General features: G+C 66.6%; 9 protein-coding genes. 5 read left to right on the forward strand and 4 right to left on the reverse strand.

The features are described 5' to 3' along the window. Positions 1-658: 658 nt before the first annotated feature. Positions 659-3,727 (forward strand): BACON domain-containing protein, encoded by a 3,069-nt coding sequence (locus ACILRJ_RS13430; protein WP_395683702.1) that lies wholly within the window; start codon positions 659-661, stop codon positions 3,725-3,727. Between the two features lie 664 nt (positions 3,728-4,391). Here ACILRJ_RS13430 and parC read toward each other — a convergent pair. Then, complete coding sequence (parC, locus tag ACILRJ_RS13435; protein WP_395683703.1) at positions 4,392-6,632, reverse strand: DNA topoisomerase IV subunit A; 2,241 nt, start codon at positions 6,630-6,632, stop codon at positions 4,392-4,394. Positions 6,633-7,192: 560 nt separating this feature from the next. On the opposite strand from parC, the gene ACILRJ_RS13440 reads away from it, so the two are divergent. Both ACILRJ_RS13440 and ACILRJ_RS13445 read left to right on the forward strand, forming a co-directional pair. Then, positions 7,193-8,035 carry a hypothetical protein gene (locus ACILRJ_RS13440; RefSeq protein WP_395683704.1) on the forward strand — a complete coding sequence of 281 codons (843 nt, stop codon included), beginning with the start codon at positions 7,193-7,195 and terminating at the stop codon, positions 8,033-8,035. Positions 8,036-8,124: 89 nt separating this feature from the next. Beyond that, complete coding sequence (locus tag ACILRJ_RS13445) at positions 8,125-8,598, forward strand: hypothetical protein (protein ID WP_395683705.1); 474 nt, start codon at positions 8,125-8,127, stop codon at positions 8,596-8,598. A 42-nt stretch (positions 8,599-8,640) separates the two neighbouring features. On the opposite strand, the gene ACILRJ_RS13450 is transcribed toward ACILRJ_RS13445, so the two are convergent. Genes ACILRJ_RS13450 through ACILRJ_RS13460 form a run of 3 tightly spaced genes read right to left on the reverse strand, consistent with a single transcriptional unit; the run spans position 8,641 to position 14,790 of the window. Beyond that, on the reverse strand, positions 8,641-11,607 hold the full coding sequence (locus tag ACILRJ_RS13450) for a protein kinase domain-containing protein (RefSeq protein ID WP_395683706.1): 2,967 nt from the start codon (positions 11,605-11,607) through the stop codon (positions 8,641-8,643). Next, positions 11,604-12,170, reverse strand: coding sequence for an ECF-type sigma factor (locus ACILRJ_RS13455; protein ID WP_395683707.1), 567 nt, complete (start codon positions 12,168-12,170; stop codon positions 11,604-11,606). Before ACILRJ_RS13455 ends, ACILRJ_RS13450 begins: the two co-directional genes overlap by 4 nt. A 49-nt stretch (positions 12,171-12,219) precedes the next feature. After that, positions 12,220-14,790: a protein kinase domain-containing protein gene (locus ACILRJ_RS13460; RefSeq protein WP_395683708.1), complete on the reverse strand. Its 2,571-nt coding sequence runs from the start codon at positions 14,788-14,790 to the stop codon at positions 12,220-12,222. A 119-nt stretch (positions 14,791-14,909) separates the two neighbouring features. Between ACILRJ_RS13460 and ACILRJ_RS13465 the strand changes: the two genes are divergently transcribed. Further along, positions 14,910-17,363 (forward strand): right-handed parallel beta-helix repeat-containing protein, encoded by a 2,454-nt coding sequence (locus tag ACILRJ_RS13465; protein ID WP_395683709.1) that lies wholly within the window; start codon positions 14,910-14,912, stop codon positions 17,361-17,363. Further along, complete coding sequence (locus tag ACILRJ_RS13470; RefSeq protein WP_395683710.1) at positions 17,353-18,885, forward strand: hypothetical protein; 1,533 nt, start codon at positions 17,353-17,355, stop codon at positions 18,883-18,885. The genes ACILRJ_RS13465 and ACILRJ_RS13470 overlap by 11 nt, the downstream gene beginning before the upstream one ends. The last annotated feature ends 24 nt before the right edge of the window (positions 18,886-18,909 follow it).

Below are 18,909 nucleotides of genomic sequence, written 5' to 3' on the forward strand. Positions count from 1 at the left end.
GCCATGGATGGCCCGAATGCCGGAATTGCAGGAGCAAATTCCGGCCAGGCCATGGATGGCCCGAATGCCGGAATTGCAGGAGCAAATTCCGGCCAGGCCATGGATGGCCCGAATGCCGGAATTGCAGGAGCAAATTCCGGCAAGGACATGGATGGCCCGAATGCCGGGTCCTCCGGCGCTCCCGGCGCCGGGGGACACTTCCCACATCCATGTCGGGAGAATTGCAGGAGCAAATTCCGGCAAGGACATGGATGGCCCGAATGCCGGGTCCTCCGGCGCTCCCGGCGCTGGGTCTTTGTTTCCGTTTACCCTGAGCGCAGACCGCAGGCCGGAATCCAAGGGCAGGTATCGAGGTAGGGAAGGTGCTTCGACTTCCGGACAGGCCTTCTGGGTTCACAGCGGCACCGTCTACCGCGAGCGTGTAGCGCAGCTGAACAGCGCAGTTGTGGCGCCCATGGCGGGCGCCTATAGTTTCCGGAGCTCTCCTGCGGACTACCGGGATCAGGACGGGCCGAACGCTGTTCGACACGTTGGATGTCCCGCAGGAGTGCCGACCTCGCGCGGCTGGCGATAGCGCGTTTCAACGCTTCAAACCTCATCAGCGGGTTCCCTGATTGACCCGCTTCGTCTCGCACCATCTCGCTATGGGGATCGAACGATGAGTCAACGAACTGGCATTTTCCGCAGCAAGCCCACCCTTGTATTGGCCCTCGCGGCCTTCATCGGCCTGCAGGGGGCATTCCTTTCGACCGCAGACGTCCAGGCAAAGGGCGTCGCCGCACACGCGGCGAATCCACTCACACTGAAGACGGCGGCACGACAGGTCGCGAACATCGCGGTGAAAGCGAGCCAGCCGGATGGCAGCCCGTTGCAACTGACGGTTGGCCTGACGCCAGGTGGCAACGGGTCGACGTGCGGCACGGCCACCTCGGTCACCGTCAATGTCGGCGACACGATCGACTTCTGCTACACGGTCACCAACAGCTCCGCGACTGCGATGGCGTACAGCACGCTCGACGACAGCGTGGACGGCAACATCTTCACCCATTTGCCGACTCCGATTGCGGCCAGCGGCGGCACCTATGTCTATCACCGCAGCATCACCGCGACGACCAGCAGCTCGCATGTCTCGACGTGGACCGCGCAGGACATCCTGCCCGGTTATACCGCCAACGACACGCAGCCGGCGACGTTCGTCGACATCACCACAACGGGCACGGGACTCGGCCTGAGTGACGACGGCTCGATCGGCATCACGATCCCGTTTGCGGTGCCGTTCTTCGGCGTCTCGTCGACCCAGTTGTGCATCGGCAACAACGGCGTGATCGTGTTCGGCGTCTCCACCTGCAGCGTCGGCTTCACGAATGGGGCGTTGCCTGGCTCGTTCGGCGGCGCCGCCATTGCGCCGTTCTGGGACGATTTCTTCCAGCCGTCCGGCAACGTCTATTGGGGAACCGATGGCGTGGCGCCGAACCGGAGCGTGATCGTGGAATGGGACCGCGCCCACTACAACAGCGGTTCCGAAACCTCGGGTCGGGCGCAGGTAGAGGCGATCATCGGCGAGAACGGCTCGATTTCGTTCCAGTACCTGAACACCACGTTCGGCACGCCTGCGACGTTCGACCACGGCGTCAGCGCGACGATCGGCCTGCAGAACGCCGACAACTCGATCATCAACCAGTACTCGTTCGACACGGTCCTGCCGCATGCCGATCCATCGTCGATCGTGTGGACGTTGGGCACGGCGACGATCCTTGTCGCGAACGCGACCGTCAGCCTCGATGTCGGTGCGCCGGTCATCGGACTGACGCCGACCTCGATCAATGCGAGCGCGCCTTCGGGCAGCACGACGCTGGTGACGGCCAACCTGTCGATCGCCAACACCGGCAATCGCGACCTGATCTGGTCGATCACGGAATCTGCCGGCGACGCAATCGCACCGCAGGCGCCCGGGTCGCATGACCGCCGCGGGCAGCGTGCGGTCGTCCTGACGGGCGCGGAACGCGAGGCCGTCTATGCGCAGCGCAAACTCGCGCTGACCGAAGGTCATCCCGTCCAGAGCGATCTCCGCGGCAACGCCACGGCGCCGGTCGTCGCGACCTCGTCGAACGTGGTTCCCGCCGGTGTCGAATGCGGTGTGAGCGTTCCGGGCATCATCGTCCACGACGATGGCGTTCCCGAGAACGGCTACAGCGGCAACCCGAGCACCGTGTCCTCGTTCATCGGTGTCGACAAGTTCACGCCCTCGGGATATCCGGGCACGTTCACCAGTGTCTGCACGTCGTTCGTGACGAATGCGGGTGCGACGTCGGTCAATTATGACGTCGTCTTCTACGACGATACCGGCGCGGGCGGCGGCCCGGGTGCCGAACTTGGCGCAGTTTCGACGACCGGTGTGGTCTCCGCCGACATCGGCACGCCGGTGTTCAACAGCGTCGATGTGTCGGCGCTCGGTCTCAACATCGCGTCGGGCAGCGTCTACATCGGTGTTCGTTTCAACCCGCAAACCGAGTCGGGCGTCTACATCGGCTCCGACGAGTCGGGCACGAATCCGCCAGCCGGTGGTTTCGTCTCGTTCGATACCGGCTCCGGCCCCGCGTTCGCTCCTACCGCCGACTCGTTCCCGAGCTACACCTCGCTGATGGTGCGAGCCGTCGAAGGCCTGACCAACTGCACCAATCCCCAGGACATCTCGTGGTTGTCGGTCGGACCGACCAGCGGCACCGTCGTTACGGGTGGCGCGCCGGTGAATGTCGTGGTGACGATGAACCCGACCGGGCTCGTCGATGGCCTGTACACGGCCAACGTCTGCGTCAACAGCAACGACAATGCGGCGCGACTGGTGCCGGTGCCGGTTGCCTTCACGGTCGGCAATGTGAACCCCGCGGTCACGACAGCTCCGGGCTCGTTCGATTTCTCCGTCGGCGAGAACTCCACCGGCAGCGACACGCTGACCATCACCAACTCCGGTGATCCGGGCAGTGTCCTGACCTACACGGTCACCGAAGCGCCGGGTGCCTGCACCACGCCTTCCGACGTGGCGTGGCTCAGCGCGACCCCGACCTCCGGCAGCGTGCCGACGGGAACGCCGGCGTCGGTCACGGTGGCCGTCGACAGTACGGGTCTTGCGCCCGGGCCGTACAGCGCCAACCTGTGCCTGGCGACGAATGATGCAGCACAGCCGACGATCACGGTACCGGTGACGCTGACCGTGGTACCGCCGGATCTCATCTTCAAGGACGGCTTCGACGGTTCGGCCGGTCCCGGCATGTACACCGACCGCACGACGTTCCTCACCCATGTCGCGGCCGGGTTCTACGAGAACCCGTTCGCCGACGCGGTGCCGGGTCCGATCGCGTCGCTGAGCTACACGAGCGGCAGCTGGGCGTACACGGTGTCGGCGAGCACGGGCACGCTGTACAACGACACCGGGCTGATCTCGACCGACGCTGCGGCTGCCTCGATCGTCGTGACCTTCACCGGAGCACCCGTCACGGCCGTGGGCGGCAACTTCTGGGCGACCGACATCAACGTCGCGCCGACCGGAACGGACGTGACGATCCTGCTCAGTGATGGCACGACGGAGACGTTCACGTCGACCGGTCCGACGGACTTCCGCGGCTTCACCACCGCGGCGCCGATCACGAGCATCTCGATCGACGCTCCGGACGCACCGGTGACCGCGTGGGGCACGATGGACAACCTCATCATCGGCACCATCAATTGATTGTCCGCGCTTCAGGATGAACTCAAGGCCTCCCTCCGGGGAGGCCTTTTTTTTGATGTCCATGGATGGACGGAACGCCGGAATTGCAGGAGCAAATTCCGGCCAGGCCATGGATGGCCCGAATGCCGGGTCCTCCGGCGCTCCCGGCGCCGGGGGACACTTCCCACATCCATGTGGGGAGAATTGCAGGAGCAAATTCCGGCATGTCCATGGATGGACGGAATGCCGTGCCCGCTGAGCGCTCCCGGCGCCAGCAGGCACTCCCCACATCCCTGTGGGTCGGTCCGCGGATGTTCCAGACATCCGCGAACACTCCCCACATCCCTGTGGGTCGAATTGCAGGAGCAAATTCCGGCACGGCCATGGATGGCCCGAATGCTGTGCCCGCTGGCGCTCCCGGCGCCAGCAGGCACTCCCCACATCCCTGTGGGTCGGTCCGCGGATGTTCCAGACATCCGCGAACACTCCCCACATCCCTGTGGGTCGGTCCGCGGATGTTCCAGACATCCGCGAACACTCCCCACATCCCTGTGGGTCGAATGCAGGACGCAATTGCAGGCATGTCCATGGATGGACGGAATGCCGTGCCCGCTGGCGCTCCCGGCGCCAGAGAGCACTTCCCGGTGGCGCTGCCGGCACCCGCGCAGGCGTCCTCCACATCCACTCAGGCGCTTGTCTCGATCCGCTCCACCCGTTGCAAGCCGCGCGGCAGCAAGGAACCCCGGGTCGCGCGATTGCCGCCGTATTCGACCAGGTCGTTCCATTTCAGGATCAGCTTGCGCTGGCCCGCGTACAGCGTGACTTCGCCCTTGCCTTCGGCGACGACGGCGATGCCGGCGACGCGCTCGCCCTCGGCGAGCTTCGCCTTGGGGATCTCGATGAGCTTGTTGCCCTTGCCGCCCTTGTCGAGTTCGGGCAATTCCGCGACCGAGAACATCAGCAGGTGGCCGGCACTCGTGACCACGACGATGCGGTCGCGCGCGGAGTCGGCGACCGGTGCAGGCGCGAGCACGCGTGCGTCCTCGTCGATGTTGAGGATCTGCTTGCCGCCTTTCTTGTTCGCGAGCAGCGCCTCGAACTTCGTCACGAAGCCGTAGCCGAAGTCCGATGCGAGCACGAACTTCGTCGCTGCGTCGGCGATCGCGACTGCGTCGAAACGCGCGCCGGCCGGCAGCGCGAAGCGACCGGTCAGCGGTTCGCCGTTGCCGCGCGCGGACGGCAGCGTGTGCGCCGGCGTCGAATAACTGCGTCCGGTCGAATCGATGAACGCGGCCTGCTGCGTCGTGCGTCCTTTCGCACTCGCGAGGAACTTGTCGCCCTCGCGATAGCCGAGTTCGCTCGCATCGACGTCGTGTCCCTTGGCCGCTCGCGCCCAGCCTTTCGCAGACAGCACCACCGTGACCGGTTCGCTCGCGACCAGCGCGGTGTCGTCGAGCGCCTGCGAAACCGCGCGCTCGACCAGCGGCGAGCGGCGCGCGTCGCCGTACTTCTTCGCGTCTTCCTTGAGCTCGTCCTTGATCAGCGTCTTCAGGCGCGCCTTCGAGCCGAGGATCACGTTGATGCGCGCGCGCTCTTCCTCGAGCTCGTCACGCTCGGCATTGATCTTCATCTCTTCGAGGCGGGCGAGCTGGCGCAGGCGCGTCTCGAGGATGTAGTCGGCCTGTTCCTCGCTCAGCCTGAAGCGCGCGATCAGCACCGGCTTTGGCTCGTCCTCCGTGCGGACGATGCGGATCACCTCGTCCAGGTTGAGGAACGCGATGCGCAGGCCTTCGAGCAGGTGCAGGCGCCGCTCGACCCTGGCCAGCCGGTGCTGCAGGCGCTTGGTCACCGTGTCGGCGCGGAAGCGCAGCCATTCCCACAGGATCTGCTTGAGGTTCTTGACCTGCGGCTTGCCGTCCAGGCCGATCATGTTGAGGTTGACGCGATAGCTCTTTTCGAGATCGGTCGTCGCATTGAGGTGCTGCATCATCTCGTCGAGATCGATGCGGTTGCTGCGCGGGATCAGCACGATGCGGATCGGGTTCTCGTGGTCCGATTCGTCGCGGATGTCCTCGATCATCGGCAGCTTCTTCGCGCGCATCTGGTTCGCGATCTGCTCGACGATCTTCGACGGCGACACCTGGTACGGCAGCGCGGTGACGACGACGTTGCCGTCTTCCTTCGTCCACACGCCGCGACAGCGCACCGAACCGTTGCCGGTCGCGTACATCGCGGCGAGTTCGCTCGCCGGCGTGATGATCTCGGCCGCAGTGGGGAAATCCGGGCCCTTCACGTGCTCGCACAGGTCCGCGATGCTCGCTTCGGGTTCGTCGAGCAAGCGGATGCACGCCGTTGCGATCTCGCGCAAGTTATGCGGCGGGATGTCGGTCGCCATGCCGACCGCGATGCCGGTCGAACCGTTGAGCAGGACGTGCGGCACGCGCGAAGGCAGCCACGACGGTTCCTGCAGCGTGCCGTCGAAATTCGGTACCCAATCGACGGTTCCCTGGCCGAGCTCCTGCAGCAGTAGCTCGGCGATCGGCGTGAGCTTCGACTCGGTGTAGCGCATTGCCGCGAACGACTTCGGATCTTCCTGCGATCCGAAGTTGCCCTGGCCGTTGATGAGCGGATAACGGTACGAGAACGGCTGCGCCATCAGCACCATCGCCTCGTAGCAGGCGCTGTCGCCGTGCGGATGGAATTTGCCGATCACGTCGCCGACCGTGCGTGCAGACTTCTTCGGTTTCGCCGCGGCGTCGAGACCGAGTTCGCTCATCGCATAGACGATGCGACGTTGCACCGGCTTGAGGCCGTCGCCGACGAAGGGCAGGGCGCGGTCGAGTACGACGTACATCGAATAGTCGAGGTAGGCGCGCTCGGCGTAGTCCTTCAGCGGGATCTGTTCGTGGTTCGATTGCAGGTTCATCAGGAATCCGGCGTAAATAGCGCTGCATCCAGCGCGAACGTCAATCGACGATTGTGCCGCAAGCACCGTGACGCAGGTAGCTTGCGCCGGTAGCGAGGTTGTGGATGGTCGCCGGAAGGGCACCGATGCGCCCGGGAGGGGCATCGATCGTCCTCGCCGGGCGCAGCCGTTCTGCTCGAAGGTGCGGGGTTGCTCGCCGGAGGCTCACCATTGCCCCTCGGCAGAGCTCGCCTCGTCCCCGCAGGCGCATGGCTGGTCCCGGCCGGTGCGACGTTGATCTCCGGTGGTGCAGGGTCGGTCCTTCGAGGAGCGACGTCCCGCTTCGGAGGCGCAGGATTGCCTGTGGGAGGCGCAGCATTCCTCCTCGGAGGAGCATGATTGGGTTGCGGAGGATCATCGGTTCTCCTCGGAGGCGATTTTGGGTACTCGCTCGTGCCGGCGCCTTCGTCGATCGCGTCCGCTGGGCATGGCCGCAGTCAGATGGGTGTGTCGGGATCTCCGTTCGAGTCCGTTTCCACAGTTGCTGGCGGCCTGACCGCCTTTCACCGGGGAGTATCGTCATGAATATCGCGTTTCGCCTGTTGCCCGTCGGTCTCGCACTCGCATCCGGGCTCGTCTTCGCCGACGGCTCCGGCACGTTCTACAACGAAGGCAAGGCGATCGCGCTGAAAGGCGCCTATGCCTATCGCATGGCCGATCCATTCGACAAGAGCAAACAGATCACCCGCGTCGTGTTCGCCGACAAGGCGATCGACGCCGGAGCCCTCAAGGATGCGAACGATCGCGACAGCGCGATCGACGACCAGCTGCGCGGCGCGACGCGCGTGGACCTCAATCTCGAGGCCGACGGTTCGGTGCAGAACGTGAACCTGAGCATGGACGGTTACAGCGGCTCGCAGAGCGGCAGCGGCTGGTACACGCTCTCGCTCAAGCACAACGACGACAAGCGCGTCGAGGGGCATTTCCAGAGCAACGACGAGGCCGACAAGAAGGGCGGCCGCTACTACGACCTCACGTTCGCGCTGGACCTGCCAGGCGCACCCGATCTTGGCGCCGCGCTGCCCGCTGGTGGTGGCGACGCCGGCAAGGCCTACCTCGCCTATCTCGCGGCGTTGAAGAAGGGCGACATCGATGCGCTCGCCAAGTTCATGACGAAGGCGCGTGCGGACGAACTGCTCGCGCATCGCAACGACAAGGATTTCAAGATGATGTTCGGATTCATCCAGAGCCAGGCCCTGCACGATCCCAAGTACGTCAAGGGCAACAGCAAGGGCGACACCGCGACGCTCGAATACGGCGGCAAGGACGGCGACAAGAACGACGTGACCAGCGATGTCTCGATGGTGCGCGAAGGCGGCGCCTGGAAGCTCTCCAAGGAATCGTCGACGACGCACACGCACTGACGCGGATGTCGGGGCTCGCGCCGGATTTCGTATCTCCAGTAGAGCGGGCAGCGTGGCCTGCCCGCCTTCCACAATCCGGGAGAGATGCGATGCGCAAACAGGCGATGGGCTGGATGCTGGTGGGAGGACTGCTGCTCGCGGGCGCGGGCCACGCGCAGACGTGGTCGGCGCCGGTGGCGATCAGCCACGATGGAAGCTTCGCGTTCGACTCGTGCAGCCTGCCGAGCGAGACGTTGTACGTCGAGTACGGCTCGTTCTCGTTCTACGCGCCGGTCGCGGTGTACCGCATCGTGACGCCGGCGATGGGTCGCCCGCCGCTGATCCACTCATGGGCGCTGACGATGCAGCCGTTCGGATGGGACGCTTCATTGTGGGTGTGCCGGCAGCGCGTCGGCAACCAGTTGAACAGCTGCGAGGACGGCTCGGACAACTGGGGCATCAACTTGCCCGAGTCCGCCACCGTTCCGGCCAGCTGGGGTACGCACTGGATCGTCGTGACGGGAAACATAGAGAACAGCTATCCGATGTGCGGACAGTTCGTGCTCAACGCGCACCGCAACTGACGAGCGCAGGTCGCGATGGGCCGGCGCGCATGCCGCTCCGGCCTACCGCTGCGCCGACACGGCGACGACTTCTCGCTCGGCCAGGCGCGCGCGCAATTGCGCGGCGTATGGCGACGGCGACGCGAGCTGCGGATCCAGCTCGCCACGCAGCGCACGCGCCTCGTCGATTTTCCCTTGCGCCTCCAGTGCCTGCACGAGCGAGACGCGTGCCTCGAGCACGCGCGGATGCGTCGCCGGTTGCGGCGGGCTGCGCAGCTTGAGGGTATCGCGCAGCAACGCCTCCGCGACGGCAGGCTTGCCGAGGGCCAGGTCCGCGCGAGCGAGCGCATAGCGCGCGAAGCCGTTCTTGAGGTGATCGGCCGGATACGCCTGCTGCGAATAGTCGAGCGCGGATTGCGCGGTCGCTGCCGCGGTGGTCGCGTCGCCGGCGTCGAGTTGCGCTTCGCTGAGACGGGCCAACGCGAGCGGCCGCCAGGTGTTGTGCGCCGGCACCGACGGCGGAAACTGGTTGGCGTCGGTGAGCATCTTCAAGGCTTCCGGATAGCGACGCTGCAGGCGCAGAAGATCTCCGAGCGAGGCCTGCAGCAGGTTGAGCCTGAGCGGCTCCGGTGGCTGCACGGCCTGCTGGATCTCGATCGCTTCGCGCAGGATCTTCTCCGCCTCGTCGTAGCGGCCGATCGCGGTGAGCAGTTCGCCGAGGTCCTGGCGTGCGGGCTGGTCCGCGGGACTGCGCGCTCCCTGCGCCTGTTCGCCGAGCGCGAGCGAGCGTCGCAAGGCGGCCTCCGTTTCGGCGAAACGACCCATCTGCGAAAGGTCGACCGCGAGTTCGTCGTACTGCGTGGCCAGTTCGCGCGGCGTCGAAATACCGGGCTTCTCCGCGCGTGCGACGAGCTTCTCGCGTTCGGGCAAGGCCTCCGCGTAGTGGCCGCGCCGTTCGACCATCGTGAGCAGGTTGCGCTCGGCCGACACCGTTTTCTGATGCTCTTCGCCGACAACCTTGCGGAAGATGCGAACTGCTTCGCGCAGCGCATCCTCCGCGGCCCCGAGACCGTCCTTGCGCCAGGCCAGCACCAGTGCCAGTTCATTCAGTGCGTGCGCCACCTCGAAGCCATCGTCGCCATACACGGCGCGATAGGCTTCGACGCCCTTGCGCGAGGCCTGCTCCGCTTCGTCGAGTTCGCCGCGTGTACCGAGCGTGTAGCCGAGCAGCAACCACAATTCGGCGACGGAGTCGTCGTGGTTGCCGAGCGCCGGGACGTCGCGCGCGAGCGCTTCGTGCAGGAACTGCGCCGTCTGCGCGCTGTCGCCCTTGCCGTCGAGCGCTTGAGCGATGGAGATGTCGACTTCGGCGATCGTCTTCGCCTCGGTGCCGGGTATGCGCTGGAACAGCGCGAGGCTCTCGCGCGCATGCAACAGCGCGTCGTCGTACTTCGCCATCACGCTTTCCCACTGGGTCAACGCGAGCAGCACGCGGGCGCGCACGCTGTCGGCAATCCTTGGCGATTCGATCAGATGCTGCGCGCGCTGCAGCGCATTGCCGGCCCTGTCGGTATCGCTGATGCTGAGGTACAGCTCGCCGAGCTGGGCCAGGATCTCGGCTTGCAGGTCGGGCTGCTGGTCGAAGCCGGCGGCGAGCTGCTCGCCCTTCTCGAGCAACTGGCGAGGGGTGATCGGCTCGCCGCCGTTCTCGCTCGGATTGGCCTGGCGGATCACGTCGCCGAGGAAGTGCTGCATCGTCTCCGCGCGGCGCGCCTGTTCGATCGCGCGCTGCGCCTCGTTCGCGCGTTCGCGCGCCTGCCAGATCGCGGCCGCGGTCGCGACGACCAGGGCAACGATGGCTGCGGATCCGACGGCGACGGCGACGCGGTTGCGCCGCACGAATCGGTTCAGCGCGTAGGCGAGACTCGGCCGCGCCAGCGTCAAGGGCCGATGTTCCAGCCAGCGTGCGAGGTCTTCGCGCAGCAAGGCGACCGACCCGTAGCGTTCCGCCGCAACGGGTTCGAGCGCGTGCGCGATGATGCGGCCGAGATCGCCGCGCAAAGCGCGCTCTACCGCCTTCGTGCCTTCGCTGGTTCGTGCTGCTGCATCGACGTCGGTCGACGCGTGGCGGGCGAGGTCGGCCGTGCTCCATTCCGTGGTGGGTGCACGCGCGAGGGTCGGCAAGCGGCGTCCGCTGACCAGTTCGTACAACAGCAGGCCGAGCGCATGCACGTCGGTGGCGGTGGTCACGCGCTCGCCGCGCAGTTGTTCCGGCGCGGCGTACTCTGGCGTGAATACCCGCGTCGCCGGTGTGTTTTCGTCGTTCGGATCGAGGATCTGGGCGATGCCGAAATCGAGCAGCTTGGCCGCGCCGGCGCTGTTCACGTAGATGTTGGCCGGCTTGAGATCGCGATGCACGACCAGTTGCGCGTGCGCGTGCGCAACGGCTGCGCAGACCTGGTCGAACAACTGCACGCGTTCGCGAATGTCCAGGTCGTGGCTTGCACACCATTCGAGCAGCGGCTCGCCGTCGACATACTCCATCGCCAGCCACGCACGTCCTTCCGCGACGCCCGCGTCGACGAACGCGGTGATGTTCGGATGGGCGAGGGCGGCGAGGATGCGCCGCTCGCGCGCGGCCAGGCGCGGCGCGCCAGTGGCGCCGCGATCGAGCAGCTTCAGCGCCACCAACTGGGTGAAATCCGCGCCGCTGCGTTCTGCGAGATACACGGTTCCCATGCCGCCCGCGCCGAGCTGGCGCAACAGGCGGAACGGGCCGACGCTGGTCGGCGGCTGGTCATGGGGATCGAGCAGGCGTTCGACCGGACCGCCAAGCGCATCGGTCAGCGCGCTGGCGGTTTCGGACAGCAAGGCGCGTGCGGCGCCGGCCAGCGCGGCGTCTTCGCCCGCGATGCGATCGAGTTCGCGTTCGCGTTGTTCGGCCGACAGCGCTTCGACGCGCGCGATCAGCTCGCGTACTTCGCGCCAGCGCTGCGCGGCGAACAGCGGCTCGCGACCGCTTTCGCTCACGGCTTCCCGCCGAGGGCCAGGCGCAGGTAGTTGCGCGCGAGGTCGAGTTCGCGGTGCACGGTGCGTTCGGTCACGCCGCGCAGGTCGGCGATCTCCTGTGCCGAGAGGCCGCCGAACATGCGCCAAACGAAGACCTCGGCGAGTTCAGGGTCCTGCTTTTCAAGTGCGCCTAGCGCCTGGTCGAGCGCGAGTGCCTGCTGCGCATCGGCGTGCGCGTCCGGCATGCTGTCGTCGAGTTCGGTGCGGATCAGGTCGCCGCCCCGTTTCTCGGCGAGGCGCTCGCGCGCGTGGTCGATCACGGTCTGGCGCATCGCGCGCGCTGCGAGGTTGAAGAAGTGCCGCCGGTCGTTGATCGAATCGAGGCGACCGCGCGCGAGTTTCAGGAACGCCTCGTTGACGAGTGCGGTCGGGGTCAGCGTCGCCTGCGGGCCGGCACGACCGAGCTGGCGTGCGGCGACGCGGCGCAGTTCCGCATAGATCTCGGCGTAGGCACGGCCACCGGCTTCGCGGTCGCCGCTGCCGGCAGCACGCAACCATTCGGTGAGAGGAGTCTGCTCGTCCACCGGCGGCCCCGCGTCGTGTCAGGCGATGCCGCGCAGCATAGCGCAGGCGCTAGCGTGCCGGTGCGGACAACTGCCGGGCCAGGTCGAGCGTCTGGGGGTGGTTCTCACCGTACACACGCCGGAAGACCGCGAGCGCGTCCTCGCGCATCGCGCGCTCCTCCGCGTGCTTGCCCGCACGCGCCAGCACATCGGCCAGCAGCAGGTCGATGTCGCCACGCCGGACACTGTCCGCGCGCGGGCTGGCGAGCAGGCGTTCGCGGGCTTCGCGCGCGATGCGCTCCCCCTCGGCCTGGTTTCCTTCGGCCGCGATCGCGGCTCCCCACGCCGCGTCGGCCCACGCGATGTACTGGATGTCGCCGCCGCTGCCGGGCAGGGCCAGGGCACGACGGGCTTCTTCGAGGGTGGCACGCGCCGCAGCGGGATCGGCATGCAGCTCGGCCAGACCGAGTACCAGCTCACCCGAACCGCGGCGCGGATTGTTCGCATTGAGCGCGCGCGCCTCGCGCAGGGTGGCGATCGCCGCCGGGTAGTCGCGCGCGCGAAATTGGCTGGAGCCAAGCGCCGAGAGCGTGTTGCCGATCATGCCGGCGCCGGGCTTCAGCGTCGCGCGTGCGAGCTCGACCGCGCCACGCAATGTCGCGATCGCCTCGGTCGAGTGGCCGGTATAGGACTGCGCCAGTCCGAGCACGTTGTCGACATAGATGCTGCGTGGATGGCGTGCGCCGGCAGTTCGCTCGAGCATTGCGTGCGCGCGCTGGGCGAGACTCTCGGCTTGTGCGAAGTCCTCGTCATAGAGCCTGTCCGCCGCGAGGTTCATCAGGTCCATCGCGATGTCGGGGCTGTCCGGACCCTCGCGCTCGATGCGCTCGCGCAGCACCTCTTCGTGCATCGCCCGTGCGCTCGCATGGTCGCCATGCAGGTTCGCGATCTTGGCGAGGCCGGTCACGGCATCGATGCGATCGTTGCGGTAGGACGCGTCACTCCCCTGCAGCAGCGCGTGCGCCTCGGTGAATGCGGCCTGCGCACCCTCGATGTCGCGGTTGTCCTCCCGCGCACGCGCCAGCAGGGTCAGGATCGCACCGATGCGGGCGGGTTCGCTCTGCGGCAGCGCGCGCAGCTGGGCGACACTGCGTTCGAGCAGCGCCAGGGCCTGCGCCTGGTCGCCCGAGTTGAGCAGGGCGGTGGCGATTGTCGCGCGCAGCTGCGCCTGCATCTGCGGCGCATTGCCGAATTCCTTGTCGACCTGGGTGGCGGCTGCATGCAGCAGGTCGACGGCCTTGCCGCCTCCACTCGAGACCTTGAACGGATCCGCGCTCGCGAACAGATTCGACAGGAATGCACGCGCATGCTCGGCGTCGGCGGCCATCCTGCGCGCGCGTTGCGCCTGCCACAACGCGACGCCACTCAGACAAAGCAGGGCCGCAAACGCGGTCGCACCGAGCAGGACCAGCGCGCGGTTGCGGCGCACGAAGCGGCTGGCGAGATAGCCCAAGCCCGGTCTGCCAATGCTGAGCGGTCGATGCTCGAGCCAGCGGCGGATGTCCTCGCGCATCAACGCCGCCGACACGTAGCGCTGGGCCGGTTGGGGTGCCAGCGCATGCACGATGATCCGCCCGAGGTCTCCGCGCAGGACGCGCGTCATCGCGACCGCATCGTGCGCCGGAGGCAAGGTCGGGGCGTTGCCCGATGCCGAGCGCACGCGCGTCGCATTGCGCGCCAGTTCGCCGGTGGTCCATTCGTGCGGGTTCTCGGCACGATCGAGCATCGGCAGGCGGCAATCGGCGACCAGTTCGTAGAGGATCAATCCGAGGCCGTGCACATCCGTCGCGGCCGTCGCCCGTTCGCCGCGCAACTGTTCGGGGGCAGCGTATTCGGGTGTGAAGACGCGCGTTGCAGGCGCGTCCGTGTCGTTCGGTTCGATCACCTGCGCGATGCCGAAATCGAGCAGCTTGGCGGTTCCTTCGCCCGTGACCATGACGTTGGCGGGCTTGAGGTCACGATGCACCACCAGTTGCGCATGCGCGTGGGCCACCGCCGCGCAGATCTGCGCGAACAATCCGACGCGTTCGCGAACGCCGAGATCGCGTTCGCGGCAATATTCGAGCAGCGGCTGGCCATCGACATACTCCATCGCAAGCCAGGGGCGGCCGTCGTCATGGCCCGCATCGATGAACGCGGTGATGTTCGGGTGCACGAGACTGGCGAGGACGCGACGCTCGCGCGCGGCGATCGCCGGGGCGTCGTGCGTGTTGCGATCGAGCAGTTTCAGCGCGATCCGCTGCGTGAAATCCGCTTCGCAGCGCTGCGCGAGGTAGACCGATCCCATGCCGCCCACGCCGATTCGCGCGAGCAGGCGAAACGGGCCGATCCGCCCCGGCATGTCCGCGGACAGGGGCGGCAGCATCCGCGTCAGCACCGCATCGATGCGTTCGGTCGCCGTCGTCGCGGCGGGCGGTTGCAGCAGCGCACGCGCGGCAGCGGCGAGTTCGGGATCCTCGCGTGCAACGCGCTCGAGGCGGGGCGCCTGGTCTGCCGGCAGCAGGTCTTCGAGGTCGGCGATCAGCGCGCGCAGGTCGCGCCAGCGTTCCGGCCCGAACAGGGGCACCTTGTCGTGATCCATCCAGCCCCCCGGGAACGCCGAGTGCGCGGCGCGCTGCGGCGTCGAGCATAGCGCAGCCGCTGCTGTCGGCAATCGCGCGGCGTTGCGTTTCCCTGGGACATGGGAACCGGAGAGAGTCGATGAAGCCGTCGGATCGGACTAGGCCGCGTGCGCGTGCCGCGGTGGTTGGCTGGCTGTTCGGCCTCGGCCTGGCCCTGGCGGCCGGACCGGCGGCAGCGGCGATCGAGTACTGCGTCGGTTCGGTCGACGAGCTGTCCACCGCCCTGACGGTTGCGACGTCGCCGACCGGGCAGACGATCATGATCAAGCTCAAGCAGGGCACCTACCACGTCGGCGGTTCGTTCCTGATGAACTGGCACGAGTACAACGCGATGCGCTGGCTCGGTGGCTACAACGCCGATTGCTCGGATCGCAGCGTGCGCCCCGCCAACACGATCATCGACGGTGACGGCGGCCACATGGACGGCCTGCGCATGCACGGCGACCTCCGCATCGAGGGTCTGCGTTTCCAGAACATGAGCGGCAACGGCGGCAGCGTCTTCATCGATACCTGGGACGGTACCGAAGACTCGGACATCCACATCTTCAGCAACGAATTCCTCGGTATCGGCTTTTTCACCACCAGCTACGACGGCGACGGCATCGACGTGCAATTCGTCAACAACCTCGTGAGTGGCGCGCCATACGACGGCTTCGGCGCGCTGGAAGGCTACAGCTCGAACGTGTTCGTGTACCTGGCCAACAACACGATCGTCAACAGCGGCGAACGCGGGATCTACATCGAGAGCGACGGCGTCAATACGCTGGCGAACAACGTGGTGTGGAACAACCCGACGCGCGATGTCTGGATCGACGGCGACACCGACGGGAATCCCGGCGAAGCGCGCTACTACGACATGTTGTACGGCGACCGTTACGGTGACGAAGGGGCGGGCTCGTACGGCACGCTGCACGACGATCCGCAATTCGTGGGCGCAAGCAATTTCCGCCTGAAACCTGCATCGCCGGGCGTCAACTCGGGCGCGACGGTGAATCCGAGCGCGGGCGTCGACCTCGACGGACACGCGCGCGTGATCGGTTCGGCGCCCGATCGAGGCGCCTACGAGGCGCTGGTCGACGACACCATCCCGACCACGCTGACGGTGACGAACACCAACGACAGCGGCACCGGTTCGCTGCGCCAGGCGATCCTCGATGCGAATGCGAACCCCGACTACAGTTTCATCAACTTCGACATTCCAGGTGGCTGTCCGCAGACGATCGCAGTTGCCAGTGCGTTGCCGACGATCACGCAGGGTGTGCGGATCGACGCCTACACCCAGCCTGGCAGCGTCGCGAACACGCACGCCACCGGCGACAATGCGACGCGCTGCGTGATACTCGCTGGAGGAGGCGCAGTCGCCACCGGCCTCGCCTTTGGCGGCGCGAGTTCGAGCCAGTTCTGGTTGCAGGGAATCGCGATCGGCGGTTTCACGAGCGCAGGCCTGCGGCTGTCCGGCGGTACCGACGATCTCGTGTGGGGCAACCAGTTCGGCGGCAAGGTCGGTGCGACGTCGTTGGCCGGCAACGGCAGCGGCATCGTGCTGACCTCGATCGCGACATCGGCATCGATCGGCGGCGACGCGGTCGTGCAGCGCAACGTCATTGCAGGCTCGAGCGGCAACGGCATCGTGACCGGTTCGGTGAGCTTCTTCTCGTCGACCGGCAACGAGATCGTCAACAACCTCATCGGTGCCTACGGCGCCGGCACGATCGCTGCGGGCAACGGCACGGGCATCTGGCTCGGCACCAGCGGCAACACGGTGCGCGACAACATGATCGTCAACAGTACGCTCGACGGCGTGCACCTGGAAGGTGCATCCGCGAACGGAAACACGATCGAGCGCAACCGCATCGGTCGGGTCGAAACGATCTGCATTCCGATCCCGGTACCGCATTGCTTCGCGGACTCGGCGCCGAACCTGCGCCACGGCGTGCGCATCGCCGGCGACGCGCACGACAACGTCGTTTCGTTGAACAGTGTCTGGAACAGCGCGCAGATGGGTATCTCGGTCGGCGGCAGCGGCAAGGGCAACCGGCTGTCGGCGAACTCCGTGTACAAGAGCGCGCAGTACGGCATCGATCTCGATGGTTCCGGCCTCAACGACAACGACGCCGCGCCCGCGGCGCAGAACCAGCCGAACCGTGGTGTCAACTATCCGGACATTGCGCGCGTCTACGGCGGCAACCACGCCGGCTGGGTCGAGGGTTCGCTCGACTCGATACCCGCTTCCTACCTGATCCAGGTATTCACCTCGGCGCTGGCCGACAACGAACCGAACGGCGAGGGCGAGGTGTACCTGCGCAGTGGCCTCGCCTCGATCTTCAGTGCCCCCACGGGGCAGAACGGCCACGCGAATTTCCGCATCGCGTTCTCGAGCCCGAGCGTCGCGCTGAAAGGGCGCCGCTTTGCGTTGACCGCCATCGATTCGAACGGCAACACGTCGGAGTTCTCGTTCAGCCAGCCGTACGTGTGCGACGTGATCTTCCGCAACGGTTACGACAACGCAGAGGGAGACAGCTGTGCACCATGACTTCAACCGGCGACGCGATCGATCGATCGCGCTCGTCGTTCTGCTCGCGGCGGCTGCCCCTGCGAGTGCTGCGACGTTCGCGGTATCCAGTGCCGCCGACAATGGGCCAGGTTCATTGCGTCAAGCCATCACCGACGCCAACGCGGCCGGCGGCAGCAACACGGTCACATTCGCGATCAGCGGCGCCGGTCCGCACACCATCACGCTTGCGAGCGCATTGCCGGGCATTGGTGGCAGCCTCGTGATCGACGGCTACAGCCAACCGGGCAGCGTGATGAACACGCACACGCCGGAGCAGGGCGGACTCGACACGCAGTTGATGGTCGAGCTGGTCGGCAACGGCGGCGTCGGCTTCTGGTTGCAGGCGAATGCGTCGCTGACACTGCAGGGGCTGGCGCTGCACGGCTTCGGCGATGCGATCGCCGGCAATGGCGGCGGACCGGACGCCTCACAGTTGCGTGTCTACGGCAATTTCATCGGCACGGCCCTCGACGGTACGGCCTTGCCCGGCAATGGCAACGGCGCAAGTGGCGTGCGTTGCGGATTCACCAGCGCACAGATCGGTGGCACGCAGGCGTGGCAGCGCAACCTGCTGTCCGGCAATGGCGGTGCGGGCGTGCTGGTTGGAGGCCCCGCAGTCATCGAAGGCAACCTGATCGGCACCGACGCGAGCGGCACGTCCGCGATTCCCAACGGCATCGCTGCCAACTGGGGCGGCATCGTCCTCGGCAGTCGCACGGATGTACGCATCGGGGGCTCCGATTCGGCATCGCGCAACGTGATTTCCGGCAACCGGCCATTGGGCATTGCAATCTGGGCTTCGTTCGGCGCTTCCGGCGCTCCGACCGGATTCGAAATCAAGGGCAACTACATCGGCACCGACTGGAGTGGAACCCGGCCGGTACCAAATGGATTCGAGGCCCCGAATGCAGCGCAATACGGTGGCGGCATCCAGATCCAGAACGGTATGAGCAATCCGACCGCGATACCGATCGGAGGATACGCCCAGGGCGAGGCGAATCTGATCGCGTACAACCGGGGAGCCGGCATCTTCGCCTCGAGCAACAGCGCCGGCGAGGCGTTCGACAGTCGCGCCAATGCAATCCACCACAACCGCGGTGTCGGCCATGCAAACCTCGACATCGGCGCGTTCGGGCCAACGCCGAACGACCTCGACGATGCGGATGGCGGAGCGAACGGTCAGCAGAACTGGCCCGAAATCATCGCGTCGAGCCAGATCGGCAACCAGCTGAGCGTGACCTATCGTGTCGACACGGCGCTCGCGAATGCGAGCTACCCGTTGCGCGTCGACTTTTACGCGGATGTGCGGGGCGGCAGCGGCGAATGGTTGACCCAGGACACCTACCCGCAAGCCAGCGCGCAGCAGCAACGCACGATCACCCTGCTGGTGCCGGCCGGCGCGCGCGCGATCCCGTTCGTCGCAACCGCCACCGACGCGGGCGGGCACACGAGCGAATTCTCACCCGCGTTCGACGTGATCTTCGAGGACGATTTCGACTGAGGCCGACGGCAGCGGCAGCGTCCG

Origin of the sequence: Dokdonella sp. (assembly GCF_044227025.1) — a bacterium.
In the GTDB taxonomy this organism is placed as follows: Bacteria; Pseudomonadota; Gammaproteobacteria; order Xanthomonadales; family Rhodanobacteraceae; genus Dokdonella_A.

Excerpts from the sequence above, each read along its gene's own strand:
- ACILRJ_RS13430 (WP_395683702.1), top strand. The coding sequence starts at position 659 with ATGAGTCAACGAACTGGCATTTTCCGCAGCAAGCCCACCCTTGTATTG.
- ACILRJ_RS13440 (WP_395683704.1), top strand. The coding sequence starts at position 7,193 with ATGAATATCGCGTTTCGCCTGTTGCCCGTCGGTCTCGCACTCGCATCC.
- ACILRJ_RS13465 (WP_395683709.1), top strand. The coding sequence starts at position 14,910 with ATGAAGCCGTCGGATCGGACTAGGCCGCGTGCGCGTGCCGCGGTGGTT.
- ACILRJ_RS13445 (WP_395683705.1), top strand. The coding sequence starts at position 8,125 with ATGCGCAAACAGGCGATGGGCTGGATGCTGGTGGGAGGACTGCTGCTC.
- parC (WP_395683703.1), bottom strand. The coding sequence starts at position 6,632 with ATGAACCTGCAATCGAACCACGAACAGATCCCGCTGAAGGACTACGCC.
- ACILRJ_RS13460 (WP_395683708.1), bottom strand. The coding sequence starts at position 14,790 with ATGGATCACGACAAGGTGCCCCTGTTCGGGCCGGAACGCTGGCGCGAC.